At 46.4% G+C, this 25,337-nt stretch carries 22 protein-coding genes and 1 riboswitch; of the genes, 14 read left to right on the top strand and 8 right to left on the bottom strand.

The genetic code is table 11. The features are described 5' to 3' along the window. Nucleotides 1–38: 38 nt before the first annotated feature. On the bottom strand, nt 39–770 hold the full coding sequence (locus ACFSVM_RS19840) for a ZIP family metal transporter (protein ID WP_076315367.1): 732 nt from the start codon (nt 768–770) through the stop codon (nt 39–41). A 332-nt stretch (nt 771–1,102) separates the two neighbouring features. Between ACFSVM_RS19840 and trxB the strand changes: the two genes are divergently transcribed. From trxB to nagZ, 3 genes are all read left to right on the top strand, one after another. Beyond that, on the top strand, nt 1,103–2,044 hold the full coding sequence (gene trxB / locus ACFSVM_RS19845; RefSeq protein ID WP_379264068.1) for a thioredoxin-disulfide reductase: 942 nt from the start codon (nt 1,103–1,105) through the stop codon (nt 2,042–2,044). 53 nt (nt 2,045–2,097) lie between these two features. Continuing rightward, nucleotides 2,098–2,334, top strand: coding sequence for a glutaredoxin family protein (locus tag ACFSVM_RS19850; RefSeq protein WP_047913722.1), 237 nt, complete (start codon nt 2,098–2,100; stop codon nt 2,332–2,334). A gap of 224 nt (nt 2,335–2,558) precedes the next feature. Continuing rightward, nucleotides 2,559–3,959, top strand: coding sequence for a beta-N-acetylhexosaminidase (nagZ, locus tag ACFSVM_RS19855; RefSeq protein ID WP_379264071.1), 1,401 nt, complete (start codon nt 2,559–2,561; stop codon nt 3,957–3,959). A 112-nt stretch (nt 3,960–4,071) separates the two neighbouring features. On the opposite strand, the gene ACFSVM_RS19860 is transcribed toward nagZ, so the two are convergent. Both ACFSVM_RS19860 and ACFSVM_RS19865 read right to left on the bottom strand, forming a co-directional pair. Next, nucleotides 4,072–4,269, bottom strand: coding sequence for a hypothetical protein (locus ACFSVM_RS19860; protein WP_076315368.1), 198 nt, complete (start codon nt 4,267–4,269; stop codon nt 4,072–4,074). A gap of 195 nt (nt 4,270–4,464) precedes the next feature. Further along, nucleotides 4,465–5,625: an ROK family transcriptional regulator gene (locus ACFSVM_RS19865; RefSeq protein ID WP_379264073.1), complete on the bottom strand. Its 1,161-nt coding sequence runs from the start codon at nt 5,623–5,625 to the stop codon at nt 4,465–4,467. Nucleotides 5,626–5,792: 167 nt separating this feature from the next. On the opposite strand from ACFSVM_RS19865, the gene xylA reads away from it, so the two are divergent. The 6 genes from xylA (at nt 5,793) to ACFSVM_RS19895 (ending at nt 15,744) form a co-directional block, all read left to right on the top strand. Beyond that, nucleotides 5,793–7,109, top strand: a complete 1,317-nt coding sequence (gene xylA / locus ACFSVM_RS19870; protein WP_379264075.1) for a xylose isomerase — start codon at nt 5,793–5,795, stop codon at nt 7,107–7,109. A gap of 144 nt (nt 7,110–7,253) precedes the next feature. After that, a complete protein-coding gene (gene xylB / locus ACFSVM_RS19875; RefSeq protein ID WP_379264077.1) occupies nt 7,254–8,750 on the top strand; it encodes a xylulokinase in 1,497 nt (498 codons plus the stop codon). 239 nt (nt 8,751–8,989) lie between these two features. Further along, nucleotides 8,990–9,700: a glycosyltransferase gene (locus tag ACFSVM_RS19880; protein ID WP_076315372.1), complete on the top strand. Its 711-nt coding sequence runs from the start codon at nt 8,990–8,992 to the stop codon at nt 9,698–9,700. Between the two features lie 1,113 nt (nt 9,701–10,813). Further along, nucleotides 10,814–11,878, top strand: coding sequence for a glycosyltransferase (locus ACFSVM_RS19885; RefSeq protein WP_379264129.1), 1,065 nt, complete (start codon nt 10,814–10,816; stop codon nt 11,876–11,878). A 250-nt stretch (nt 11,879–12,128) separates the two neighbouring features. Then, nucleotides 12,129–14,441: a YcdB/YcdC domain-containing protein gene (locus ACFSVM_RS19890; protein WP_379264080.1), complete on the top strand. Its 2,313-nt coding sequence runs from the start codon at nt 12,129–12,131 to the stop codon at nt 14,439–14,441. 184 nt (nt 14,442–14,625) lie between these two features. Continuing rightward, a complete protein-coding gene (locus tag ACFSVM_RS19895) occupies nt 14,626–15,744 on the top strand; it encodes a transglutaminase domain-containing protein (protein WP_379264082.1) in 1,119 nt (372 codons plus the stop codon). Between the two features lie 138 nt (nt 15,745–15,882). On the opposite strand, the gene ACFSVM_RS19900 is transcribed toward ACFSVM_RS19895, so the two are convergent. Together ACFSVM_RS19900 and ACFSVM_RS19905 are read right to left on the bottom strand one after the other, a co-directional pair. Beyond that, a complete protein-coding gene (locus ACFSVM_RS19900; protein WP_076315375.1) occupies nt 15,883–17,337 on the bottom strand; it encodes an amino acid permease in 1,455 nt (484 codons plus the stop codon). A 158-nt stretch (nt 17,338–17,495) separates the two neighbouring features. After that, nucleotides 17,496–17,691, bottom strand: a riboswitch (Lysine riboswitch). A 118-nt stretch (nt 17,692–17,809) separates the two neighbouring features. After that, entirely contained in the window at nt 17,810–18,946 is a 1,137-nt protein-coding gene (locus tag ACFSVM_RS19905) for a virulence factor (RefSeq protein ID WP_379264085.1), read from the bottom strand. A gap of 330 nt (nt 18,947–19,276) precedes the next feature. Between ACFSVM_RS19905 and ACFSVM_RS19910 the strand changes: the two genes are divergently transcribed. Further along, a complete protein-coding gene (locus tag ACFSVM_RS19910) occupies nt 19,277–20,902 on the top strand; it encodes an ABC-F family ATP-binding cassette domain-containing protein (protein WP_379264087.1) in 1,626 nt (541 codons plus the stop codon). Between the two features lie 118 nt (nt 20,903–21,020). Here the strand turns inward: ACFSVM_RS19910 and ACFSVM_RS19915 are convergent, their stop codons facing one another. Next, on the bottom strand, nt 21,021–21,203 hold the full coding sequence (locus ACFSVM_RS19915) for a hypothetical protein (protein WP_076315378.1): 183 nt from the start codon (nt 21,201–21,203) through the stop codon (nt 21,021–21,023). A gap of 475 nt (nt 21,204–21,678) precedes the next feature. Here ACFSVM_RS19915 and ACFSVM_RS19920 point away from each other — a divergent pair, with 475 nt between their 5' ends. Then, nucleotides 21,679–22,554, top strand: a complete 876-nt coding sequence (locus tag ACFSVM_RS19920) for a cation diffusion facilitator family transporter (RefSeq protein ID WP_379264089.1) — start codon at nt 21,679–21,681, stop codon at nt 22,552–22,554. 96 nt (nt 22,555–22,650) lie between these two features. Here ACFSVM_RS19920 and ACFSVM_RS19925 read toward each other — a convergent pair whose 3' ends face one another. Together ACFSVM_RS19925 and ACFSVM_RS19930 are read right to left on the bottom strand one after the other, a co-directional pair. Then, the gene (locus ACFSVM_RS19925) at nt 22,651–23,049 is read right to left on the bottom strand and encodes a hypothetical protein (protein ID WP_076315380.1); all 399 of its coding nucleotides are present in this window, start codon (nt 23,047–23,049) and stop codon (nt 22,651–22,653) included. Nucleotides 23,050–23,366: 317 nt separating this feature from the next. Further along, nucleotides 23,367–23,531 (bottom strand): DUF1328 domain-containing protein, encoded by a 165-nt coding sequence (locus tag ACFSVM_RS19930; protein WP_047913737.1) that lies wholly within the window; start codon nt 23,529–23,531, stop codon nt 23,367–23,369. 260 nt (nt 23,532–23,791) lie between these two features. Between ACFSVM_RS19930 and ACFSVM_RS19935 the strand changes: the two genes are divergently transcribed. The 3 genes from ACFSVM_RS19935 (at nt 23,792) to ACFSVM_RS19945 (ending at nt 25,282) form a co-directional block, all read left to right on the top strand. Further along, a complete protein-coding gene (locus ACFSVM_RS19935) occupies nt 23,792–24,292 on the top strand; it encodes a DUF948 domain-containing protein (RefSeq protein WP_379264092.1) in 501 nt (166 codons plus the stop codon). Nucleotides 24,293–24,324: 32 nt separating this feature from the next. Beyond that, nucleotides 24,325–24,849 (top strand): hypothetical protein, encoded by a 525-nt coding sequence (locus tag ACFSVM_RS19940; RefSeq protein WP_379264094.1) that lies wholly within the window; start codon nt 24,325–24,327, stop codon nt 24,847–24,849. An 88-nt stretch (nt 24,850–24,937) separates the two neighbouring features. Continuing rightward, the gene (locus ACFSVM_RS19945; RefSeq protein WP_076315383.1) at nt 24,938–25,282 is read left to right on the top strand and encodes a general stress protein; all 345 of its coding nucleotides are present in this window, start codon (nt 24,938–24,940) and stop codon (nt 25,280–25,282) included. Nucleotides 25,283–25,337 lie beyond the last annotated feature (55 nt).

Below are 25,337 nucleotides of genomic sequence, written 5' to 3' on the forward strand. Positions count from 1 at the left end.
ATATAACGTAAGCTCTGTGAGGAAGAACTACTGTCGAGTCAGAATACCTCGGTGAGTGTAATCATCGTAATCAATCCCAGGATAAAAGAGATCGTCGCCACTCGCTGGTTGCCGTCTCCATGGCTTTCCGGAATAAGCTCCTTATATACGATGAACATCATGGCTCCGGCTGCGAAGGCAAGACCATAAGGCACAAGTCCATCAACGACACTACTAAGCGAATAACCGATAATGCTGGTTACAATTTCTACTGCACCCGTTAAGGTGGCAATACCCAGTGCTTTGAACCGGCCGATGTTTTGATTGACGAGGAAGAGAGCAACGAGAAACCCCTCCGGCGCATTTTGCAGACCGATCGACAGCGCGATCAGATTGCCTAAGCTGTCATCTCCACTGGCATAGCTGACGCCGACAGACAGGCCCTCAGGCAAGTTGTGCATCGTAATTGCAGCAATGATAAGAAACGCTTTGCCTTCAATATTGAAGGGACGCGATTCTGGATTTTCCAGATCAATATGCGGTATATACATTTCCAGGACCAAGAGAACGATACTGCCCGCAAGGATCCCGATGAACAGGACCAATAGATTAGATTGACCCAGTGCTTCCGGGATAAGACTATAGAGTGAAGCTGAGGTCATAATTCCAGCCGCATAGGCCAGCAAGATGTCCCGGAGCCGGTGTGTGACCTTGCGCATAAACAAGATCGGGATGGCTCCAAGCCCTGTAGACAGAGCGGATATAACACTTCCTATTAATGCTTCAACCATAACGTTTTATACTCCCTCCTCTAATGCAGCACATCTATAATTCAGGTGACATCAACCGACAAATGAGCATTGACATCGACTTTGAAATTGCTCATAATGATGACTAGATTAGAATTATTATAAATTATGTATTCCATTTCCGTAAAGTTGACGATTTCTTGAACAGGTGGAGCCATTCAATACATTATTCATGATCCTTTTTCTGGTGACAACTCTTTTTGAGTTTATGTTGTGCTTCAGGTTCTAATACATATTGTATGTTTGCTTGACACCAGTTCATTCAAAGTATGTATATTACAGCAATTTACGGATAGCAGCGGGAGGTTATTTAAATGTATAAATCAGTCATTATCGGTACAGGCCCTGCGGGTCTGACAGCAGCGATTTATCTCGCTCGTGCCAATCTGAGTCCACTTGTTATTGAAGGCCCGGAACCGGGTGGTCAATTGACAACGACGACTGAAGTAGAGAATTTCCCTGGCTTCCCGGAAGGTATTATGGGACCAGAGCTTATGGATAATATGCGTAAACAAGCCGAGCGTTTCGGTGCTGAATTCCGCACAGGTTGGGTGAACAGCATTGATATGGCTCAGCGTCCTTTCAAGATTCAAGTTGAGGGACAGGGCGAGATCGTGTCCGAAACCGTTATCTTGTCTACAGGAGCTTCTGCTAAATATCTCGGTATTCCTGGGGAGCAGGAGAACGTGGGTTATGGTGTCAGCACTTGCGCGACTTGCGACGGCTTCTTCTTCCGTGGCAAAGAAATCGTAGTGATTGGCGGCGGTGACTCTGCTCTGGAAGAAGCAAACTTCCTGACTCGTTTCGCTTCCAAAGTAACGCTGGTACATCGTCGTGAAGAGCTTCGTGCATCGAAGATCATGCAGGACCGTGCACGCAGCAACGAGAAGATCGAGTGGGCGCTTAATCGTACACCGATTGAGATTGTTGCTGGTGAAGGCGGAGTTAAGGGCGTTAAAGTTCTTAACAATGCTACTGGAGAAGAAGAGATGATTGAAGTTAGCGGCGTATTCGTAGCGATTGGTCACAATCCGAACACAGGCTTCCTGAACGGTCAAGTAACGATCGACTCCAATGGTTATATCGTAGTGAATCCTGGAACGAGCGAAACGAACGTTCCTGGCGTATTCGCTTGCGGTGACGTACAGGATACACGTTATAGACAAGCCATTACAGCAGCAGGCAGCGGATGTAAAGCAGCGATTGATGCTGAGAAGTTCATCGAAAGCCTGGAGCATAGCGCGGTTGCTAACTAATAGAGTTCTAGCTTAACTTATAAATTTAAATTTCTTCTTACGAGGTGAATATTATGGATAAAGCAATAGTATATACTTCTACCAATTGTCCACATTGCCGTCAGGTGAAGAGCTATCTCACAGAGAACGGCATTGAGTATGAAGAGCGCAACATTGAACAGAGCGACGAATTTGCACAGCAAGTATGGGATATGGGTCTTCGTGCAGTACCTGTAACCGTGCTTGGCGAGCACCGTATCGTTGGCATGAACAAATTGCAGTTCCACAAAGCGCTTAATCCGCAAGGATAAGATATCAAGTCATAGCATAACCGCACCCTGTGTGGTAGTTGTTCCCTTACCTAATAGAGAAACAGAGACATCGATAAGATGAATTTGTTCTCGGTTACATGAGTGTAAGGGACACAGCCGCTAATGGGTGCGGTTTTTCTTTTTGCTGATAGATGGGTAGTATAGTGGTGTGACTAAAATGAATAATCTGAAATGTATTCAAGCGAGAATGGGGCGAAGTCGGATTGAGAAAAGAATCCTTTGGATATAGAAAATTGGCTTACTATATTTTAATAATGCTGGCAATCGTCCTGCTCACCTCTTGCAATGCAGCGGATACAGGTACTTCTTTACCAGATCCGCCGAAGGAGCAAGGACAGGAACAGCCTGGAGGAGAATCGGGCTCGGATCACGGACCTGATGAAGAAGGAGCAGACTCCGACTCCGAGTCACCATCAGATGCGGGCAGCGAATCGGAATCGGATGCCGATGATGGCCAAGCATCCATACCGCCGGAGCATGATGATCTATTGCCTGCGCAGGAGGCGGCCATGGAGCAGCTCGCGAACCTGTCAATTGAGGACAAGATTGGACAAATGATTATATCCGGTTTCCCTGGAACAGAGCTGGACATGGAAGCCGAGGAATTAATTCGTAATGGACAACTGGGCGGTGTCATCTTGTTTGGGCCGAATATCCGCGATCAGAAGCAGCTTCAAGCCTTGATCAATGAAGTCAAGAAGAGCAATGGAGAAGGACAGCAGCCCATGTTCATTTCTGTGGATGAGGAAGGGGGACGTGTCTCCAGGCTTCCTGAAGGGAAGACAGAATTCCCATCGAATCAACAGATAGGGAAGTATAAAAATGCTGAAATATCTGCTCAAATCGGAAATGTCATTGGAGAAGAGCTCGGTGCGTTCGGTTTTAATCTCAATTTTGCACCTGTACTCGATATTTTCAGCAATCCGGAAAATACGGTGATAGGAGATCGTTCGTTTGGAGATTCGGCAGAAACGGTCTCCGAGCTCGGCATAGCCACTATGAAAGGGATGCAGGAAGCCGGCGTCATTCCGGCTGTGAAGCATTTCCCGGGCCATGGAGATACGAAGGTGGATTCTCACGTTGGCTTGCCCGTTGTTCAGAAGACGAAGGAAGAGCTTGCTGAGCTGGAGCTGGTCCCTTTTCAGGCAGCAATAGAAGCTGGAGCAGACATGATGATGGCTGCGCACATTCAATATCCGAAGATCGATGCTTCACTCCGGCCTGCTTCCTTGTCTAAGGTCATGCTCAGTACTCTGCTCCGTGAGGAAATGGGATATGATGGGGTTGTCATTACCGATGATCTAGAAATGGGTGCGATTCAGCAAAATTATGGATCCGGTGAGGCGGCACTGATGGCAATTCAGGCGGGAGCTGACATCGTACTGTTCGGCCATACACCAGCCAAAGCGGAGAAGGCGTATAACACGCTTTTACAGGCTGTGCGGAAGGGAGAGCTCTCGGCTGCAGATATTGATCGGAAGGTGCTCCGGATTCTAACTCTTAAATACAAATACGAACTAACGAATGAGCCGGTGGAGGAATCGGCCTTGCAGGTCGTTGGATCAAGCGAACATCAGCAGATTGCGGACCAGCTGAAAAAATAATACCCGTATAAAGTAAAGGCATCATACGTGAAAATACCCTGCGGGCTGGACTTTACTTAAGAGTCATAGCCAACAGGGTACATATAACGTGCTGATGCCTTTATTGCTGTTTTTAAAAGAAATACCACATAAACCACTGGAATATACCGTAGACCGCTACTCCGGATACGATATACCATAGGGCTTGTTTCTTTCTGCCTTGAAACAGTCTGAGGATACCTAGACTAGCCAAAGGTGCGATTACAATTAGGAACAGTAAAACAGCAATAAACATCGCGGCTGAAATATCTGATGTATCCACATAAGTCACACGAATTCTCTCCATTTCGTACGTAAGGTATACACACAAAGGTAAGACTCTGCTGTGATAAATGACACACAATTAGTTTCATTATACCTTGAAATAGAGGGCGTGCGACGATAAAATGGGACGATTTTTTGTCTGAATTAGTAAATATTTAACAGTCCAATGGATCACACATCATTAAATCACCTGGTGTACAGCTTACGCACTTACTCGAATGTGACCTAGAAATTGAGAGATTGCTCCGTATGCCGAACCGATGAGGGTCGATTTGCTTCCGAGCTGGGCGAAGCTGATCTGCAGACTGCGCATGTGATACGGCAGCGTCCTCTTTGCGACGACCTGCTGGAGCGAGTCTTCCATATAATCTCTAGCCTCGGACAGCGGTCCCCCCACAATAATTCGCTCTGGGTTAAAGCTGTTGACGATATTTGTAATGCCGATGCCCAGCCGATGTCCGATGCTTCGATACAGCTCAAGCACAGCGGGATCCCCCTGTTCAGCATAAGCTACCAGCTCAGCCGTTGTCGCTGCCGGAAGCTGAAGTTTCGTTTCATCATATGCCTTCTCTGAAGCATAGAGCTCCCAGCAGCCTCGATTACCGCAAGTACACTGTTTTCCTTCTGCATCAATGGACATATGCCCCGTCTCACCTGCATATCCCCAAGCTCCTTTATACAAACCGCCGTCAATCATGATCCCCGAGCCGATCCCTGAGCCTGCACTAATATAGATGAGATGCCGCATTCCCTTGCCTGCTCCAAAGTGAAGCTCGCCGGAAGCACCGGCATTCGCTTCATTGTCTATCGTTACAGGAAGCCCAAGCTCTTCCTCCAGCATGTTCGCCAGCGGCACCGTATTCCAGCCAAGGTTCGGTGCGAAGAGGATCGTACCCTCCTCGTCTACCATTCCCGGCACGCCAACACCTATGCCTATGACCCCATGCGGCGATAAGGGAGCCTCGGTCTGCAGTTGCTTGGTCATTGTGATGATCCTGGCAGTGACGGATGGAATATCGTGATCGGTCAGTGGGAGAGAGGTTTCATGCACAATATTTCCTGCAAGATCAGTAAGTACACCGCGAAGCTTCGCAACGGTCAGCTCAATACCGATGGCATAACCTGCCGTATTATTAAAAAGCAGCATAAGCGGCTTGCGTCCGCCGCTGGATTGACCTGGACCGATCTCCGTGACGAGATGATTCTCAATTAACTCTGTTACCAGATTAGAGACGGTCGCCTTATTCAGTCCGGTGAGCTCCGATACTCTTGCTCTGGAGAGCGGGGCGTGTTCCCGGATCGTGCTCAGAATAATGGACTTATTTATTTTCTTGACCAGAGCCTGATCTCCGGTAATCGCCATGGATAAAGCACTTCCCTTGTGATGATATAAAGACTATTGTAACGAAAATTACTTCAAAAAACAAACTTTGTTTAACCAATAGACAAAGTATTTGGAGTGTGATAGTATAACGGTGTAAACGATTTCGCGAAACAGTTTTAAACTAATTTTGAGGAGGGCTTTGTCACATGGCCTATTTTGAATCCGTTAATAAAATTGCTTATGAAGGTAAAGATTCCAAGAATCCTTTCGCATTTAAATTCTATAATCCCGAAGAAGTTGTAGCCGGCAAAACAATGGAAGAGCATTTCCGTTTCGGTATGGCTTACTGGCACACACTTACAGCTGGCGGTTCTGACCCGTTTGGTACAGATACGGCAGTTCGCTCTTATGATAAATATTCCGGTATGGATCTGGCTAAAGTCCGCGTAGAGGCTGCTTTTGAATTCATGGAGAAAATGAACCTTCCATACTTCTGCTTCCATGACGTGGATATTGCTCCAGAAGGAAGCACACTTCGTGAGTTCTACAGCAACATCGATACGATTGTTGATCTGATCGAAGAGCAAATGAAAGCAACAGGCAAGAAGCTGCTCTGGAACACAGCTAACATGTTTACGAACCCGCGCTTCATGCACGGTGCTGCTTCCACTTGCAACGCTGATGTATATGCGCATGCAGCAGCTCAAGTGAAGAAAGGTCTTGAAGTGGGTAAACGCCTTGGCGCTGAGAACTATGTATTCTGGGGCGGTCGCGAAGGTTATGATACTCTCTTGAACACTGATATGCAGCTGGAGCAAGACAACATTGCTCGCATGTTCCACATGGCTGTTGATTATGCCAAAGAAATCGGCTTTGACGCTCAATTCTTGATCGAGCCTAAACCAAAAGAGCCAACAAAACATCAATATGACTTTGATGCAGCTACATCCATTGCGTTCTTGCAAAAGTACGGCTTGGACAAGCACTTCAAGCTGAATCTTGAAGCAAACCATGCAACACTCGCTGGTCATACATTTGACCATGAAATCCGTGTTGCCCGCATCAACGGCATGCTCGGATCCCTGGATGCGAACCAAGGCGATCTGCTGATCGGATGGGATACAGATGAATTCCCTGTAGACATCTACGATGCAACACTTACAATGTACGAAGTTCTGAAGAACGGTGGTCTTGGCAAAGGCGGCGTAAACTTTGATGCAAAAGTACGTCGTGCTTCCTTCGAAGCAGAAGATCTGTTCCTCGCTCACATCGCAGGTATGGACACTTATGCGAAAGGTCTTAAGGTTGCAGCAAAACTGATCGAAGACCGCGTATTCGATGATTTCATCGAGAAACGCTACTCCAGCTTCAAAGAAGGCGTCGGTGCTGAGGTTGTTGAAGGCAAAGCAACTCTTGCTTCCCTGGCAGAATATGCACTGAACAATGAAACACCTCGCAAAAATGAATCCGGCCGTCAAGAGCTGCTCAAAGCGACTCTTAACCAATACATCTTGGCTGACTAATCGTCCCTCCGGATTTAGCAATACAAGCATGATTTGAGAGCCAATAGGACGTTTTAAGAGAGCCTTTCGGATCGTCCCCGGCCTTTGGCGTAAGCGAAAGGCATGGGGACGGTTCTTTTTTTACAAGAAGAGGAGGAGAATGAGATGAGTTATGTCATTGGTGTAGATTTGGGAACCAGTGCGGTAAAGACGGTTCTGGTCGATCGCAGCGGCCATGTATTGTATGAAGCATCCGAGGCCTACCCGCTGTATCAGCCCAAGGCTGGTTATAGTGAGCAGAATCCCGAGGATTGGGTACAGCAAACCATTGTATCCTTGCGCAAATTGATGGAGATATCGGGTATTAATCCGGCTGAAGTGGAAGGTCTCAGCTTCTCGGGACAAATGCACGGACTTGTACTTGTAGATGCAGAAGGAAGCGTTCTTCGCCCGGCTATTCTGTGGAATGATACACGTACGACCGCTCAGTGCCGCAAGATTGAAAATACACTGGGTCAGGATTTGCTGTCCATTGCACGCAATCGTGCGCTTGAAGGCTTTACACTGCCGAAAATTTTGTGGGTGCAGGAGAATGAGCCTGAAATTCTGGACCAAGCAGCGCTGTTCCTGCTGCCTAAGGATTATGTACGCTACCGGTTGACCGGCGATTATGCGATGGATTATTCGGATGCAGCTGGAACGCTGCTCTTGGATCCTGCAGCGAAATCCTGGAGCGAACAGATCGCGAATGCATTCTCCTTACCGCTCTCCCTATGCCCGAAATTGGTGGAGTCCTTTGATCTGGTTGGCACCTTGCTGCCAGAAGTTGCTGAGGAAGCTGGACTTACCCCTCAAACCAAAGTATTTGCCGGTGGAGCTGACAATGCTTGCGGCGCCATTGGTGCAGGGATCTTGAGTGAAGGGAAAACGATGAGCAGTATTGGAACTTCCGGAGTTGTTCTTTCCTACGAGGAACGCAAGAACCTTGATTTTGAAGGGAAGGTCCACTTCTTCAATCACTCTGAGAAGGATGCCTACTATATTATGGGCGTTACCTTGGCAGCGGGCTATAGCCTGACCTGGTTCAAGGATACCTTCGCCAAAGACTTGTCATTTGATCTGCTGCTGCAGGGCATCGACCAAATTCCTGCAGGAAGCGGCGGTTTGTTGTTTACTCCATACATCGTTGGCGAGCGTACCCCGCATCCTGATGCAAATATCCGCGGCAGCTTTATCGGTATGGATGCAAGTCATACGCTTCAGCATTTTGGACGTGCGGTGCTTGAGGGAATTACATTCTCTCTTCGTGAGTCGATTGATATTATCCGCGGTGCCGGCAAGACGATCAGCGAAGTCATCTCTATTGGAGGCGGCGCCAAGAATGAGACCTGGCTGCAAATGCAGGCGGACATCTTCAATGCGAAGATTATCAAGCTTGAAAGTGAACAGGGTCCTGCTATGGGTGCTGCAATTCTCGCAGCATATGGCTGCGGTTGGTTTGGTTCGCTGCAGGAAGTTGCCGCAGCATTTATTCGTCCAGCCAAGACCTATGAGCCGAACCCGGAAACAGCGGCATCCTACGACAAACTGTTTGCACTGTACCAGGAAGTATATGGTCAAACTCGCGAGTTGAATGAGAAGCTGACAGAGTATAGATCATAAATTTTTGAATACTTTGCACAAGCCATCTGTCTTTATATAAGACGGATGGCTTTTTTGTAATGTAAACCGGAATTACATTCTCTACTAAGCTCTGGCTCATCTTAAGGTTTAAAGGACTCTACTTGCCGTTTCCTTCGAATCCTAGTTATAACAGTCAAAATTCACGAATAAATTGAAGATGGAGGCTGCCGACTGTTTCAGGACAAATAACAGGCAGTTCGGCGGGGTAGGAGGAGAACATGGCAGATTCGGCAAGTAGCAAAATTACGTTGTCCATGATCGTGAAAAATGAGACAGGTCGGTACCTCGAACGTGCTTTGATCAAGCACCGCCCCTGGATCGATCAAGCGGTCATTATTGATGATGGAAGCAATGATGGAACGCCTGAATTGTGTGAAGAGCTGCTTCAGGGAGTGGAGCATGTGCTCATCCGTAATAAGCAGTCTCAATTCTCCGATGAAGTATCCCTCCGCAAGCAGCAGTGGGAAGCAGCAGCACAGGCAGGAGCTGATTGGATTCTTAATCTGGATGCGGATGAAATATTGGAGGACGGATGGGGAGAGGACCTGCACGCGATGACGACAGGACCGCATGAGGCCGTTTATTTTCGATTATTTGATATGTGGAGCGAGACGCATTACCGCGAAGACCTGTATTGGCGTGCACACCAGATCTATCGGCCTTTCCTAGTTAAATTTGACCCCCATCAGACGTATAGGTGGAAAGAAACTCCGCAGCACTGTGGAAGATTCCCGCTGAACATCTTCGAGTTCCCCTACATATGCCATCAAGCTCGCATACAGCATTTCGGCTGGGCTAGACGGGAAGACCGATTACATAAATATGTCCGTTACAGACAGCTGGACCCTGAGGCGAAATATGGATGGAAGGAGCAGTATGAATCTATTCTGGATACGGCCCCTTCCCTGGTAGCATGGAAATCCCATTAAAAGGAGGACGAGGGCACTATGACAGCTCTGCAGCGTATCCTGATCGCAAGTCCTGTGCGTCAATCACCAGATGTGTTAAAGGCCTTTCTAGAATCGTTGTCTTTACTCTCCATCCGGGAGGAAGAGATCGAGGTAAGCTATGTATTTATTGATGATAATGAGGCTCAGGACTCGTCCAAGCAGCTGAGAGCTTTTGTAAGGAAGCATGGAGGAAAAGTGGTAAAGGCCGCGGCAATTGAGAAGCCCAAGAAACCACTGATCAAGCGGAGCCGAGCGGGAGCCAGATCTGCAGCAGCAAACGCAGAAAATGCAGTAAATGAAGCAAATGCGGCAGATCCGGCAGAAGCGCTGAAGACGTCGAAGGCAGATCCATCACGGAGAGAATCGTCCAAGTCGGAAGCTTCGATCTCCAGTGTGAAGCCATCTCTTACTACAGGTCAGCCTACTGAAGCAGACTCGGACCCTAAGCCGGTTTACAGCCGGAATGAATACGGTCATTATTGGCCTGAAGAATATATATGGCGGGTCGCAGCCTTGAAGGATTGGATCCTTTCCTATGCAATAGAAGGAGGCTTTGATGCTCTCTTCCTGCTCGATTCCGATCTAGTGCTGCATCCGGCCACCCTGACACAGCTCTTGAACGGGGAAGAAGAAATCGTGGCAAACCTCTTCTGGACCCGCTGGCAGCCGGGGACGATTGAGATGCCGCAGGTATGGCTGAGAGATGAATATACATTATATGAAGAGAGACGAAATGAGCAGCTTACGGAAGAAGAGAAGCAGAGACGAAGTGCGGAGTTCATGCGAAAACTGCGCAAGAAAGGAAGATACGAGGTAGGAGGGCTTGGAGCCTGTACTTTGATTCGCAGATCTGCGCTTGAGAAGGGGGTTCGTTTTGCCCGGATCGATAATCTTACTCTGTGGGGCGAGGACCGACACTTCTGTGTGAGAGCCCAGGCGCTAGGGATTCGGCTGCACGTGGATACACATTACCCAGCTTATCATATTTATCGGGATTCGGATTTGGACGGAGTCGCAGCCTTTCTTCAATCAGCTTCTAGGCATACGATAGAGGGCACAGAGGCAAGCAAGTACATTCTTATTAGTCTGTGCATGATCGTGAAGAACGAGGAAAAATCGCTGGCGCGGTGTCTCGATTCAGTGCGGGAGATTGCGGATGAAATTGTCATTGTGGATACGGGGTCAACGGATCGTACTCGTGAAGTTGCGAAGGAATATGATTGCCGAATTGTAGATTATGAGTGGAAGGATCATTTCGCCGATGCCCGAAATTTTGCCTTCAGCCAGGCTGAGGGAGAATATATTTTATGGCTTGATGCAGATGATGTGTTTGAGGAGAAGGACCGGCAGCAGCTGCTGGATTGGAGGGAAAGGCTGGATTTGTCCATTGACGGGCTGTCGATGGAATATCATCTGGCCTTTGATGGATCGGGCAATGTAAGCCATAAGCTGAGAAGGAATCGGCTGGTCCGTAGGGATAAGGGCTTTGAGTGGCATGGTGCTGTGCACGAATATTTGGCTGTTTCCGGCAATATTGTCCATACGAACATTGCAGTAACACACAAGAAAGACAAGGAATATACAGACCGTAATTTACGAATATACAAAAGACTTGAAGAACAGGGAGAGGTTTTTACTGCCCGGGATCAGTATTATTATGCGAATGAGCTACGAGATCATGGTTTGAATGAGGAAGCCGTTCAATGGTATACGAGGTTCCTCGATTCGGGTCACGGCTGGATTGAGGATAATTTGTCCGCTAGCTTGAAGCTGGCCGAATGTATGGGAAGACTTGGGATGAAAGAGCAGGAGCTAGCAGCCTTGTTTAGGTCATTTACCTATGCGCCCCCGCGCGCAGAAGCATGCTGCAGGATAGGCGCATGGTTTGCAGAGCGTGCGGAGTGGAATACAGCCATTCATTGGTTTGAGACAGCTGTAGCGCTGAAGCGGCCGGAAGACCCGTTAGCGAACATCGATGAGCCATCATGGACATGGATTCCGCATCTGCAGCTCTGTGTCTGCTATGACCGTCTTGGTAATCACAAGCAGGCCAATTACCATAATGAGCTGGCTCTCCGTTATCATCCCACGCATCCAAGCATGCTCTATAATCAGCAGTATTTGAAAGAAAAATTGCAGAATGGGGTTTTGCGTTAGAAAAAGATATGATAGAGTGAAATCAGTTGTATGTTACAGTAAAGATGATGAGATCGTATCTATAGAGCCATGTTTAAGGGAGAAGGGCTGCTGTTCAGCCTTTTTTCTTTTTTAGCTGGCTTTTCTTTTTTGCAAGGAACGTTCTATAGCCCGAAAAGTTTGAATTTTAATTTTGGGTAAATCAGGAATTTAATAGATTGTATTATGATATAATGGCACAGATTGGAAAAAAGAAAGGAGCGTTAGAGGATTGAAGCAAAATAAAAATAAAAAATCACCCTCAATGAAGAGAGTGGCCGCAGCGCTTGCTGCTGTGATGCTGGGTGTACATACGCAAGGAGCCATTCAGGAAGTATCGGCTGCCCAAGTATCCGCTGGGGAAGAGCCGGCAGTGACTATAACGGACAGCACCATTCCCAAGGGAGCAAAAATCTCTTCTGAAACAGCGCATAAGAACATCCTTAAACTATTTCCCGAGCTATCCAAGGCAACGCTTACTTCGGTTCAATTGGGGTCCAATGGATCGTACCCTCCTGCAGAAGAGAAGGTATGGGATCTCTCTTATAGCATAACTAGAGGGAATTCTACATCGAGCTTCAGTGCTTCTGTATCCAGCCAGACGGGTGAGGTATTGTCAGCACATCTACCTGAGTATCTCATTCAGAGAGGGGATGCCGAAGAGCGCATATCAGAAGAGGAGGCAGCCAAGATCAGCGCCGCATTCCTGCATGAAGCTATACCTGATCTTAAGGAAGGAGAATACTCATCTCTTGAAGTTATGGATCAGGGAATGAATCCTCTATTTGGACGAACGGAATATTCATTCTCCTATCAATTGAAAGTAAATGGCCTGCCTGCTGTGGGCAACATCGTTTATGTCAGTGTAAACGACAGCGGAGAGGTGACCAGTTACACTCGAATGACTGGACATAGCAATTATCCTTCTCCGGTTCCTAAGGTGACGAAGGAGGAAGCTAAGAAACGCTTTGAAGAAGGTCTTGACCTTCAGCTGGCTTATGTTCCCGTAAATTATGCTTATAATAATGGCAGCAAAGAGTACTATTTGGCGTATGTGCCTTCTAACACGTGGGAAGTTGTTGTCGATGCAATAACGGGTAAGGCTGTCGATGTGTATGCTTCTGAAGAATCAGATATAGCTTTATTAGATGAACCGCTGCCTGAGACAAATGTAAGCTTTGAGCCTGCAGCGAAGCCGCCAGCCCGCGATGAGGTGGTTGCCCTTATTAAGAATAAATTTCCTTCATTGAAAGATTATCAGACGACAGATATAAGTCTCAACCGAACTTCGCAGCGCGGTGCTGTGAAGAAAGTGTGGAATGTAAGATTTTCGCATCAAAAGGGTAATGAAGTAAGCGACATTAGTACTCAAGTTGACGCAGAAACAGGTCAAGTGATGGACTATTCTGAATGGTATCATAGCAGCAGAGAGAACGGGGACAGGGCGATCAAAGAGATTTCAAAGCAAGCGGCCAAAGATCAAGCTGCCGAACTGATATCATCCCTCGTTCCTAATGCAGTAACCGAGCTTCGATTAAGTCAGATGATCTCGATGGAAGATGGATATAACTTTGTTTATAGCCGATATTTGAATGGTCTTCGGGTCATAGGAGATAACGTGAATATATCGATGACCAAGTCCGGTCAGGTGAATACATTTTATACAAGCTTAAGTGCGGAAATTGCGCAGCTGCCAGAGGTGAAGGAGGCCAGCATTACTCAAGAAGAGGCACAAGCAGCCTATTTGGACTCCACTGAAATGGTGCTTAGTTACCAAGAATCTAATCAATACTATAATACGGGCGAAGAGATCCCTCCGGTAAAGCTGGTATACATGCCATCCCAGGGAGCAGCTCAGCTGTATTCCTCCAAGGTAATTGACGGCACAACAGGCAAGCTTCGTGAAATGTATTCGTCTGGTGCAAATCATACCGATGATCTGGTGGTTGATATTGCGGGTCATGAGTCGGAAGACGTTATGCAGCGGATGATCTCTCACGGGGTGCTCGTTCCTGATATTGAAGGTAAGATCGAGCCGGAGCGCAGCATTACGAAGGGCGACTGGTATACGTATTTGGCACGGGCTCTCGATCCGCATGTGCAGATGAGCAGTTATTATTCAAGCAATTCAGCGAAGCTGTTTGCTGATATTGATATGGACAGTCCATACTATTTCATTCTCAACCGACTGATCGAGCAGGGATGGGTTGAAGCAGACCCAGAGATAACCTTTGCCCCAAACCATTCGATCACAAGAGGTCAGTTGTCTGAAATGATTATCAGCATGCTTCAATACGACATGCTGGCTAAGTTCTATCAGCAGGGTACCGATTTGCCGAGTGTGGCAGATGCTGCACAGATTGATAATAAAGGTGCTGCTTCCTTGGCAATCAGACTAGGCATCCTTCCTCTTATTGAAGGCAGATTCCTTCCGGATCGTCCCGTGACCGTGTCCGAGGCAGCTGAGGTGATCAACCGGCTTGCTGAGCTCCAGGATAAACTGGATTATTTTACGAGTGATAAATGGGCGTATCGTTATTATTAAATTTTTTAATACGGCAAGGAACTAAATGGAGACAAAGTGAATATGTATAAGAATAGGCTTCCCTGATAAGGGAAGCTTTTTTCGAGTCTCATCGACAAAACTAGAACATGGAGCAGAAGCTTGTTTATGCTACAATATTTCTGCCGGACATGAGTTGATTACCGGAAGGGAGGCAGGATGATCAATGAGAAAACGCAGATTTGGATTATTTATTGTCATGTTGCTAGGTATCGTGCTAATAGGAGCCATTCCCCGGTCAGTTCATTTTCATACGCTATACGCCGCATCTAATGAAAACGCAATCACATCCGAAGAATTACATGAGGTACTCACGAGTGCCATGGTAAGCAGGACAGATCAATTTCAATTTACCTATAAGGGTAAAGTAAAAGTCTTAAAAGCTACATTACAGGAAGCCATAGAGAAGGCGATGCGAAGTGATTCTTACATTCAGTACACACTCAAGAGCTACGCCTATCATTACAAGGGCACGAACGCTTCAGCAGAAGTAAGCATCGAGTTTAAATATAGGGAATCCTTAGAGCAGACGGCTTATGTCAATTCCCGAGTGGATCAAATACTTACTGACATCATTAAGCCAGGCATGAACGATCATGAGAAGGTGGAGGCGATTCACAACTATGTCGTTTTGAATCTGGCTTATGATGAAGCCATGCAAAAATATACAGCTTACGATGGACTTGCGACGGGAAGCACGGTGTGTCAAGGCTACTCGCTTCTTACTTATCGGATGCTTACCGAAGCAGGCATTACGAATCGAATCATTGAAGGGCAGGCTGGTGGTCAGCTGCACGCTTGGAACCTGCTGCTCTTGGACGGAGTCTGGTATCACATGGACACGACCTGGGACGATCCAACGCCGGATCAACCGGGCAAAGTCAGTTATAACTACTATTTGCTGACGGATGAAGAGATGGGGCAGGATCATACGTGGGAGGCGCAGTATCCTACCGCTGTAACGCCTTATCGCGAAGCCATTCATGTACTGATGCTTCAGAATGACGATAAATATCCTGCTTATAAGCATCTCTATGAAACGCTGAATTACGGTCTGTACAATGAGGACGAGATCATTCAAACATCAGCAGAGCTGAGAGAACGGGTTCAATCCAAAATAGACGAGGGCGCCCATTCTGTTATATTCCGTTATGATGGGCAAGAGAATGAATTGTTTCGAGAACTTAAGGAGCTGTACAGCCTCGGAATTAAGTCCATCTCCTATTATGTATCTGATTTTGAGGATACCGGTGATCTAAAGGTCAAGGTAAACTGGAAGCAGTAAGAAGCGATTGCGAGCAAGATGATCATCCCTTTTTCCAACGGGAAAGCTTGATCTGACAATAATTGAACACCCAATAGAAAAAAGCCTAATCCTGCTGCAGCAGCAGGATTAGGCTTTCTTCGATAGATTAAGAGGTAATTAGGATGGATCTGTACTAAAATCGCACTCCTTCAGCGGGATCACCTTTGTTTTATGCTTCCACTTATACCCGAGCCAAATCGCGAGGAATAATGGAATCGTAAAGTATGTGGCTACGAAGTCGATCCAGGTTACATCGCTAAGATCAAGGGTAAGTGCCTGACCAAGAATAACGATCATACAGAGCACAAAGGCAAAGAGTGGACCAAACGGGAACCATTTTGCTCTGAAAGGCAAGTCCTTTAGATCTCTTCCTTGAGCGACATAGGCTTTTCTGAAACGATAATGGCTGATGGAAATACCGAGCCAAGTTATAAATCCGCACATTCCAGATGCGTTAAGCAGCCAGGTATATACCACACCATCGCCAAACATGGAAGCCAGGAAGGCCAGCATGCCGATGACTGCAGTGAGCAGCAGGGAATACACAGGAATTCCTCGTTTGTTCAGCTTTGCAAAAATACGCGGCGCTTTGCCGTCCTTCGCCAGTGCGTACAGCACACGGCTTGAAGCAAACATCCCTGAATTACCCGCAGATAGTACAGAAGTCAGGATAACCGCGTTCATCACAGAAGCGGCAAAGGCGAACCCTGCTTTTTCAAATACGAGCGTAAACGGGCTGACGCTGATCGTTTCCAGATCCGAGTTCAACAGGTTGGGATCGGAATAAGGAATGATGAGACCAATAACCAGAATCGTCAGGATATAGAAGATCAGAATCCGCCAGAAAATTTGCCGAATGGCACGCGGTACGCTCTTACGCGGATTTTCACTCTCACCGGCAGCGACCCCGACAAGCTCCGTTCCCTGGAAAGAGAATCCGGCTGCCATGAATACACCGAGTAGCGCAAAGAATCCGCCGTGCAGTGGGGCATCCCCTACGGTAAAGTTCTCAAAGCCGGTCGCTTCTCCGCCCAGGATACCGAAGATCATCATGACACCGACAATGAGGAATACGATGACAAGTACAATTTTGATAAGTGCAAACCAGTATTCGGATTCTCCGTAACCTTTAACGGACAAGACATTAAGTCCGATAAGCAAGAGCAGGAACACCAGGCTCCACAATGCTGAGTTGCTGTCCGGGAACCAATATTTCAAAATAATCGTTGCTGCTGACAGTTCAGCTGCAATTGTAATCGCCCAGTTGTACCAGAAATTCCACCCAAGGGCAAACCCAAGAGAAGGATCTACGAATCTTGTAGCATAAGTGCTGAATGAACCGGAGTCTGGCATGAAGGTAGCAAGCTCTCCAAGGCTGGTCATTAGGAAGTAAACCATGATGCCAACCGCAGCATAAGCGATGAGTGCGCCGCCTGGGCCAGAGTTCGCAATCGCGCCCCCGCTGGCGAGGAACAATCCTGTACCGATTGAGCCGCCGAGGGCGATCATTGTCATATGTCTTGTTTTAAGCCCTTTTTTCAAGCCAGGGCCTGTCGTTTCTTGATGCTGCATTTTTTTAATACACTCCTTCTATTTGGTCTTACGTATGCATCTATTCCATAAATCTCAAGGTATTATGAAATGGATTCGTATGCCGGGAAAGAATAAAAAAAGACCGCTGGTTTGTATACCCGCGGTCCCTATTTTTAACTTCCGCACCATACTTTAAACGTTAAGATAGCTCAACATAGCTGTACGCTATGACAGTTCTGCTCCTTTCGGATCTAGCAGCCCCAACCTGGAGTACGTTTCATAGAGCAGTACTCAAACAGATTTCGGCGGGTACGCCTTTCAACACGGAATCCAAACGGCAGCTCTTATGCCTCTTCCGGTTTACTGATCGTAACCGCGACCTCTACCTCACCTGTGTATGATGAGGTGTATCTTATATTCAATTTGCTGTAAAACAGACTTCAGTATAAAGCAAGAGCTGCTTAGAAGGCAATGGTATAATCTTCCTTATTATGTGAGGATTTGATGAAGATTAATCCCGCTTGCGTCCCGCCATTTGCTGCCAGACTGTGCCGGCTGCCTGCTCTCCGGATTCAATCCTTTCCAGCGCCATTTTTGCCTGGAGGCTGACCTCAAATTCCGGATCATCTGCTGCAATTTCAAGCACTTCTCTCGCATCCTCTGTACCTACTTCATATAAGAAGCGGGCTGCACGCCAGCGAACAAGCTTGCTGCTGTCCTTAAGCGCAGTCATCATGACTGGCGTGGCTGCCGGATCCCCGATATCGGACAATGTATCACCTGCAGTCCGTCGTACGGCAGGTGATTTATCCTGCATTGCTTCATATAATAGCTCCTGAGCCTCCGGTGTCTTCAGATCACCCAAGTAGACAACTGCCAGACGGCGTGTTTGCATCTTCTCATCCTTCAGGGCCGTATGAATCAGGTCTATACGCTCTGGCGTAGGCTCCATCTGATCAAGCGCGGCATAACGAACGCGCCAGTCGTCATTTTGCAGTGCTGTCCGAATCTCCTCGTCCGTTAAATCTCTGCGCTGCTCAACAAACTCCTCTTGCTTGGTGCCGTGAGCGATGGCTTGCTCAATTACTTTTTGAAGTCGTTCCGGAGGAAAGGCTGCTTCGAGCTCCTGCTCAACCTCGCGGGCAATATCAGCTAATTCGCCGTAACGAACACCATAGTCCGTCAGCTTGCGTTCCTTGATCAGCGTCGCGGAGGCAACCTCAGTCACCGCCTTTACAAACCGGTCAGACAGAGAGATACGTTCCTCTTGTGCGCCTGCTTTGACTCGGATTTGCATGGGGACTCCACGGAAGAATTGAACGAATACCTGAGCTTCGCCGAAGTGTTCCCCGTCGGCCGCATCTGCCTCAGCCCATTGCAGCTGCGCACCTTCCTGGCCCAGCTTCTCCTGGACTTCACCAAGGATGGCAGACCAGTCAGCATTGCCTTTGCGATCCAGTGCAACAAAGCCGGCAGTATGGAACACACTTTTGACCCCTGGAATATGAAGCATCTGGCGGATAAAGGCAGGAGCAGAACGCTCGTTATCTAATGTATAGGTTCGGCGAATGCCTGCTTCAAGCTGTTCGTCGAGATGCAGCATCATCGTATTTGGACTCGGTGTAGGTTCAATGGATGTAATTTTCATAATAGATCGTCGACCTCCGTTCATGTTCTTTGTTTATTGTAGCCAAATATTTCATTCCTATTTTGTATGAAATTTTAAGTGTACAATATTATTGTAACGGATTAAACCGCTGGGTTCATCATTTTGGCGGCTCTTTCTTTGTTTATTGGGAATTTCGGCGTTATTTATGCTATAATATGTTGCCATACGGGTAGAAAAAGGCTTTCACCCCAGTCCGTCATAGCTAGTTGTGCGAGGATGTAGTATCAAGGCTTGGAATAAACGGATGCAAGATGCTGATGCAGGCCAATGATGAACAATTTAATTTATATATAAAGGATGGTATGTTGAATGATCAGTACAAGCGGCATAACGCTCCGCTACGGTAAACGTGCATTGTTTGAAGATGTGAACATCAAGTTTACCCCAGGGAACTGCTACGGCCTTATCGGGGCTAACGGAGCAGGGAAATCAACGTTTTTGAAAATTTTGTCCGGTGAAATTGAAGCAAACCAAGGTGAAGTGCACATGACACCAGGCGAGCGGATGGCTGTTCTGAAGCAGAACCATTACGCTTACGATGAGTATCCGGTCCTTGAGACGGTTATTATGGGTCACACTCGTTTGTATGAAATTATGAAGGAAAAAGATGCGCTTTACGCCAAATCCGATTTTACCGAAGAGGATGGTCTGCGTGCAGGTGAGCTTGAAGGTGAGTTCGCGGAGCTGAACGGCTGGGACGCAGAACCGGATGCGGCAGCGCTATTGATTGGTCTCGGAATTTCTCGTGACATGCACGAGCAAAAAATGGCCGACCTGAGCGGTAATGAGAAGGTACGTGTTCTCTTGGCGCAAGCTTTGTTCGGTAACCCGAACAATTTGCTACTCGATGAGCCTACCAACTATCTGGATCTGGAATCCATCCAATGGCTGGAGAACTTCCTGATGGATTATGAAGGTACTGTTATCGTGGTATCCCATGACCGTCACTTCCTGAACAAAGTATGTACGCATATTGCGGACATTGATTTTGGCAAAATTCAGCTGTATGTAGGTAACTATGATTTCTGGTATGAGTCCAGTCAGCTTGCGCTTGCCCTGCAGCGTGATGCGAACAAGAAAAAAGAAGAGAAGATGAAAGAACTGCAAGCGTTCATTCAGCGTTTCTCTGCGAATGCATCGAAGTCCAAGCAGGCAACTTCCCGTAAGAAGCAGCTCGAAAAAATTCAGCTGGATGATATTCGTCCATCAAATCGTAAATATCCATTCATTAACTTCAAGCCTGAGCGTGAAGCAGGTAAGCAGCTTCTGACCATTGATCGTCTGAGCAAATCTGTTGAGGGCGAGCAAGTTCTTAACGATCTCAGCATCGTGGTGAACAAGGGTGACAAGATTGCCTTTGTTGGACCTAATGGATTGCCGAAATCAACCCTGTTTGAAGTGCTGATGGGTGAGACGGAAGCTGACGCCGGTGAATATACTTGGGGTGTAACGACATCACAGGCATATTTCCCGAAAGACAACTCCAAGTATTTTGAGGGTGTAGATATGAACCTGGTTGAGTGGCTGCGCCAATATTCCAAGGATCAGGAAGAAACCTTCCTGCGTGGATTCCTTGGACGCATGCTGTTCTCTGGAGAAGAAGCACTCAAGAAAGCAAGCGTGCTGTCCGGTGGAGAAAAAGTCCGCTGTATGCTTGCCAAAATGATGCTGAACGGTGCGAATGTGCTTATTCTGGATGAGCCTACGAACCACTTGGATCTCGAATCCATCACGGCACTGAACAATGGTCTGATTGATACGGATGCAACGATTCTGTTCACATCCCATGACCATCAGTTCATTCAAACGATCGCGAACCGTATCATTGAAATTACACCAACAGGTGTTATTGATCGTCAAATGAGCTATGATGAATACCTTGAGAATGATGAAGTGAAGCAGCTGCGTGCTAAAATGTATCCAGTAGAAGCTTAGGAACATATCCATATAAAAAGTCCGTATTCCATGGATTGAATGGTTTAACTCATTCATCCGGAATACGGACTTTTTACGTTTTGCCAGCGGCAGTTGAATAATTGGAGGATAGCCAATATTAGGACCCGCCAGTACGGCGACGTTGATTGTTCGGCTTTTTGTTGTTTTGGCTGACTAACTTTTTCGTTCCATTATTTTGGAAGCCGCCGCGATTCCCGTTGTTTTGCTCTTTTTTCTGGGCGAGCTTTTGCTTGACTGCATCCGCTAGACTGATTTTACGAGGCTCGTTATTTTCGCTCATGAGATACATACCTCCTCTTTAGTGATGACTACCCGGTTGAAATGTAGAGTATACATACTTAACAATTCACTACCCGGTTGAAATGTTGAGTATACATACTTAACAATTCACTACCCGGTTGAAATGTAGAGTATACATACTTAACAATTCACTACCCGGTTGAAATGTTGAGTATACATACTTAACATTTCAACCTAATTCTATCCGTTTTTAAATCTCCAAACAAGGGCAAGAATAGATTAGAGTGAAATGTGAAAAAGCAGAATGTTTTGCGCTTATGCAAAAAAGTTTGTTAGGACTCATAGCAATGCCGCCAAGCAACACTGTTTCGTCTTGTCTACAGCAATGTGACCCGGCAACATTGTTTCTATAGACCCACACGGTGCCCATTTGGTAACATGGTAAAACGATTGTTCAAGCTGCACGTGTATATGAAATATATTTGTGTGCTTCAAAAAAAGGAGTGTCGTTTCGGTTGAATGCTTATGAAGATATTAAAAAAGGGGAGCGCGGGGCATGGATCAGCATCGCTGCCTACCTCGTTCTGTCAGCCTTTAAGCTTATTTGTGGATTTGCGTTTAATTCAAGTGCTCTAAAAGCAGACGGCTTTAATAATCTCACAGACATCGTTGCTTCGATAGCTGTACTTATTGGGCTGAGGATTTCACGGAAGCCGCCGGATTCGGATCATGCGTACGGCCATTTCCGTGCGGAAACGGTGGCAGCACTGATGGCTTCATTTATTATGGCCATGGTCGGGATTCAGGTGCTCATTGATGCGGGAACTTCACTTTTTGAAGGAACGAAGGAGATCCCTGATATTTGGTCAGCTCTCGTTGCAGGAGTGGCTGCCGTAGTTATGATTGGAGTTTATTTGTATAATCGCAAATTAGCCCGCCAGATCAGAAGTCAGGCGTTAATGGCTGCAGCCAAAGATAATCTCTCTGATGCATTCGTCAGTGTGGGGGCTGCTATTGGTATCATTGGAGCCCAGTTCGGTTTGCCTTGGATGGATACCGTTGCTGCATTTATTGTAGGTCTTCTCATTTGTAAGACAGCCTGGGATATCTTTAGAGAATCGACGCATAGTCTAACAGACGGTTTTGATGAGGATCAGCTGCATGATTTGCGAACTACGGTCGCCAAAACGCCTGGGGTGCAGGGCATCAAGGATGTCAAAGCAAGGCTGTACGGCAGTCATGTTATGGTCGATGTGGTAGTTGAGGTGGCAAGGGATCTAAGTATTGTCGAAGGGCATCACATCAGTGATACGATTGAAGAAAATATGCGGAGACATCACAATATTATGCATGTGCATGTGCATGTGGAGCCGGAAGAAACGCGGATCTAGCTGAATAGCGACGAATCAAAAACATAAAAAAGGTGTCCCTCTCGTTAACAATTGTACGATAGAGACACCTTTTGTCATATCATTTATTTTACTGCGTTACATTCCTGTATTGACCCATGCAATACCTTTCCAAGTATAAATCTCCACCCAAGTTTCACCTGTAGTCTGGTTTACGACTTCATTACCGGTAACAGATACGAATTGAGGGCTGAGAGCACCTGTTGCTTTACCGTTAGGAGCATCATAGAAGTAAGTAATTTTTGTAATCTCCAGTGGCTTAAGCGGGATATCGATTCCATCTCCAGGCTCTACAATCGGTTCTCCATAAACGACGTCGGACACGGATCCGTCTGTTGTAGATGTTCCATCAACGCTTACAGAAATCGGAGTCGGGGACTCAGTTTCTGTAGTTGGGGTAACTTCCTGTGCGCTGGCTGCTGCCGCCATGGAAGCTGTTACAAGAAGTGCTGCGGTAATACTGATCATTTTTTTCATTTTGATCTCCTCCTAGTGTTGTTATGTAGTTCTTACATGCTTTATCAATAACCAAGCAAATAAGGATATGAAACACAAATTATAACAATTATTTCTTTATTTATCCAAGGTCTATGTGCCTGGTTTCTAAATTGATGGTTTTGGACTAATTTCCCCGGGAAAATAGCACAAAAAAACCTTACCTGACAAAAGTGTGTAATACGGTTTAAGCAATCCAACCATCCTACACTTTTGTCACCGTAAGGTTTTTTGTGTCAATCGTTCGATGCTGCTCTAGCAGCATAATATCATTTTACATTTAGGCTTCCTTGGCTGCGTTATCGCGATCGGCTTCTTCCTGTGAAGAGAGAGATAACGAACAATACCAAGAATACGAAGAACAATACTTTGGCAATGGATGCAGCTGCTTCAACAATACCGAAGAATCCGAAGATACCGGCTACAACTGCTACGATTAGAAAAATTAGTGACCATTTCAACATGGTAATCATCCTTTCCGTTTTGGTCGGAGGTGCGTTTCGCTTAGGGCTTGGCGTCACCTCGTTCGTAGTTGTCATTAACCCAGAAGAATTATGACGAAACAAAAAGGGGGACTAGAAGATATTGTCTCAAAATTCCCTACAAATAATACTCGGGAAAACGGAATTTTACCGCCTTGCTGTTTGTTTCGACAAAGGGGAGGCAGGGTAACTATGAAATAACAAAACAACAAAACAAATTTGCGAAAGCGAGGTCATTCAATATGATAGAAGTAAGTGTTCTCATTATAGCGATAGCATTTGCCGTGCTTGTCGTCTTCCTCATTAAAACATTAAAGACAGTTCAGGTGTCCCTTGATAATGTATCAAAAACGCTTCAAGAGGTTCGAGGAACAATCGACGAACTGGGATATGAAGTGAAACAGACTGTTAGACACGCCAACGATATTACAGCTGACGTTGAACATAAGATGAAGCAGATTGATCCGGTTGTGACATCGGTCAAAAACCTGGGAGAGATTTTGGCAGAGGTTACTGCTGCGGCGAAGCAAGTATCCACGACGCTCATGAACAAATTCCAGAAGAAAAAAGAAGGATCGGTGGATACATCGGTAAGCAGAGCAGGAGATTCCAGCTACACGAAGTCTCTGCCTGCGCCTGGCATGACAACACCGACTTTAGCACACCATGACAACAATTCTTCACCCAAGTGGATGAATTATGTAGATATTGCAGCAGACACATGGAGCAGATTCCGCAAATAAGAAGCCGATAGAAACATGGAGAAGTAGAAAGGGTGAGGCGAATGTTACGTATGCTCGTATTGATGCTTGCTTTAACAGCTCCTCTTTCCGTTCAACCCGTGGCAACGCAAGGGCAGTCCGTAGTAAGTGCTGCAGTACAGCCTGCAGCAGAGCGGACTACCTTGCAATCAGACCAGAAGGCTACTTTTGATACAGTGAATGACATCTCTTTATATGACACAGCTGAAGATCTCGTTGATCAATGCGGGCAGCCAGTGAATATTGAGCATAATCGACTGCTTGGCAGCAAGGAATATATTTACGATGATATGCTGGTGGGTATAAATAATGGCATTGTTCACTATGTTCAAGTGGACAACAAAGCCGGCTATTTAAAGGTGAACAATGAATATATGGAGATGACTCCAAGCAGTATCAGAGCTACTCTAGGAGAGCCTGATTTCGTAGCGCAAGATGGAGAGGTGTATGTTAGAGACCATCATGCTGTGAAAGTGTATATGGATCCCGATAGCGGCAAATTACAGCATGTGGAGTTTTTTGACGAATATTCTTTTTAAATGAATTAATTTCTGATATTAGCTGTTTCAATGTAGAGAATGAGGGTTAATATTCAATATGTGAAAATCTCAAAGGAGCGTGGATACCATGAGTACTACCAATGCAAAGAGCTATGCTAAAGTGGTTGAGAATGGAATTCAAGCGGTTGAGGCGGTAAGAGAGCTTCGTGAAGCTGGATATACTACAGATCAAATATTCGTCTTGGCGCATGACCCAGATCGAACGGATCGTATTGCGGATAAAGCCAATGCCAAAGAGATCGGAATTAAGGAGGAAGGGATGTTTGATTCCCTGGCCAATCTGTTCCGTTCACGAGGGGACGAGCTTCGAGCGAAGATCGTTACGATGGGTTATACCGAAGCAGAAGCTGATTACTATGAGAAAGAACTGGATAAAGGAAAAGTACTCGTTATTGCTAGACGGGGTGAATGATATTTTGAAATTGAATATATGGAAATAACATATTTCTATAGCCAAGGAATGGGAC

It is taken from the genome of Paenibacillus shunpengii (assembly GCF_042684905.1).
In the GTDB taxonomy this organism is placed as follows: Bacteria; Bacillota; Bacilli; order Paenibacillales; family Paenibacillaceae; genus Paenibacillus; species Paenibacillus shunpengii.

Bases quoted from the DNA above. Each gene is read 5' to 3' on its own strand.
- ACFSVM_RS19840 (WP_076315367.1), bottom strand. From the start codon at position 770: ATGGTTGAAGCATTAATAGGAAGTGTTATATCCGCTCTGTCTACAGGG.
- trxB (WP_379264068.1), top strand. From the start codon at position 1,103: ATGTATAAATCAGTCATTATCGGTACAGGCCCTGCGGGTCTGACAGCA.
- ACFSVM_RS19850 (WP_047913722.1), top strand. From the start codon at position 2,098: ATGGATAAAGCAATAGTATATACTTCTACCAATTGTCCACATTGCCGT.
- ACFSVM_RS19865 (WP_379264073.1), bottom strand. From the start codon at position 5,625: ATGGCGATTACCGGAGATCAGGCTCTGGTCAAGAAAATAAATAAGTCC.
- xylA (WP_379264075.1), top strand. From the start codon at position 5,793: ATGGCCTATTTTGAATCCGTTAATAAAATTGCTTATGAAGGTAAAGAT.
- xylB (WP_379264077.1), top strand. From the start codon at position 7,254: ATGAGTTATGTCATTGGTGTAGATTTGGGAACCAGTGCGGTAAAGACG.
- ACFSVM_RS19880 (WP_076315372.1), top strand. From the start codon at position 8,990: ATGGCAGATTCGGCAAGTAGCAAAATTACGTTGTCCATGATCGTGAAA.
- ACFSVM_RS19885 (WP_379264129.1), top strand. From the start codon at position 10,814: ATGATCGTGAAGAACGAGGAAAAATCGCTGGCGCGGTGTCTCGATTCA.
- ACFSVM_RS19895 (WP_379264082.1), top strand. From the start codon at position 14,626: ATGAGAAAACGCAGATTTGGATTATTTATTGTCATGTTGCTAGGTATC.
- ACFSVM_RS19900 (WP_076315375.1), bottom strand. From the start codon at position 17,337: ATGCAGCATCAAGAAACGACAGGCCCTGGCTTGAAAAAAGGGCTTAAA.
- ACFSVM_RS19905 (WP_379264085.1), bottom strand. From the start codon at position 18,946: ATGAAAATTACATCCATTGAACCTACACCGAGTCCAAATACGATGATG.
- ACFSVM_RS19910 (WP_379264087.1), top strand. From the start codon at position 19,277: ATGATCAGTACAAGCGGCATAACGCTCCGCTACGGTAAACGTGCATTG.
- ACFSVM_RS19915 (WP_076315378.1), bottom strand. From the start codon at position 21,203: ATGAGCGAAAATAACGAGCCTCGTAAAATCAGTCTAGCGGATGCAGTC.
- ACFSVM_RS19925 (WP_076315380.1), bottom strand. From the start codon at position 23,049: ATGAAAAAAATGATCAGTATTACCGCAGCACTTCTTGTAACAGCTTCC.
- ACFSVM_RS19930 (WP_047913737.1), bottom strand. From the start codon at position 23,531: ATGTTGAAATGGTCACTAATTTTTCTAATCGTAGCAGTTGTAGCCGGT.
- ACFSVM_RS19935 (WP_379264092.1), top strand. From the start codon at position 23,792: ATGATAGAAGTAAGTGTTCTCATTATAGCGATAGCATTTGCCGTGCTT.
- ACFSVM_RS19945 (WP_076315383.1), top strand. From the start codon at position 24,938: ATGAGTACTACCAATGCAAAGAGCTATGCTAAAGTGGTTGAGAATGGA.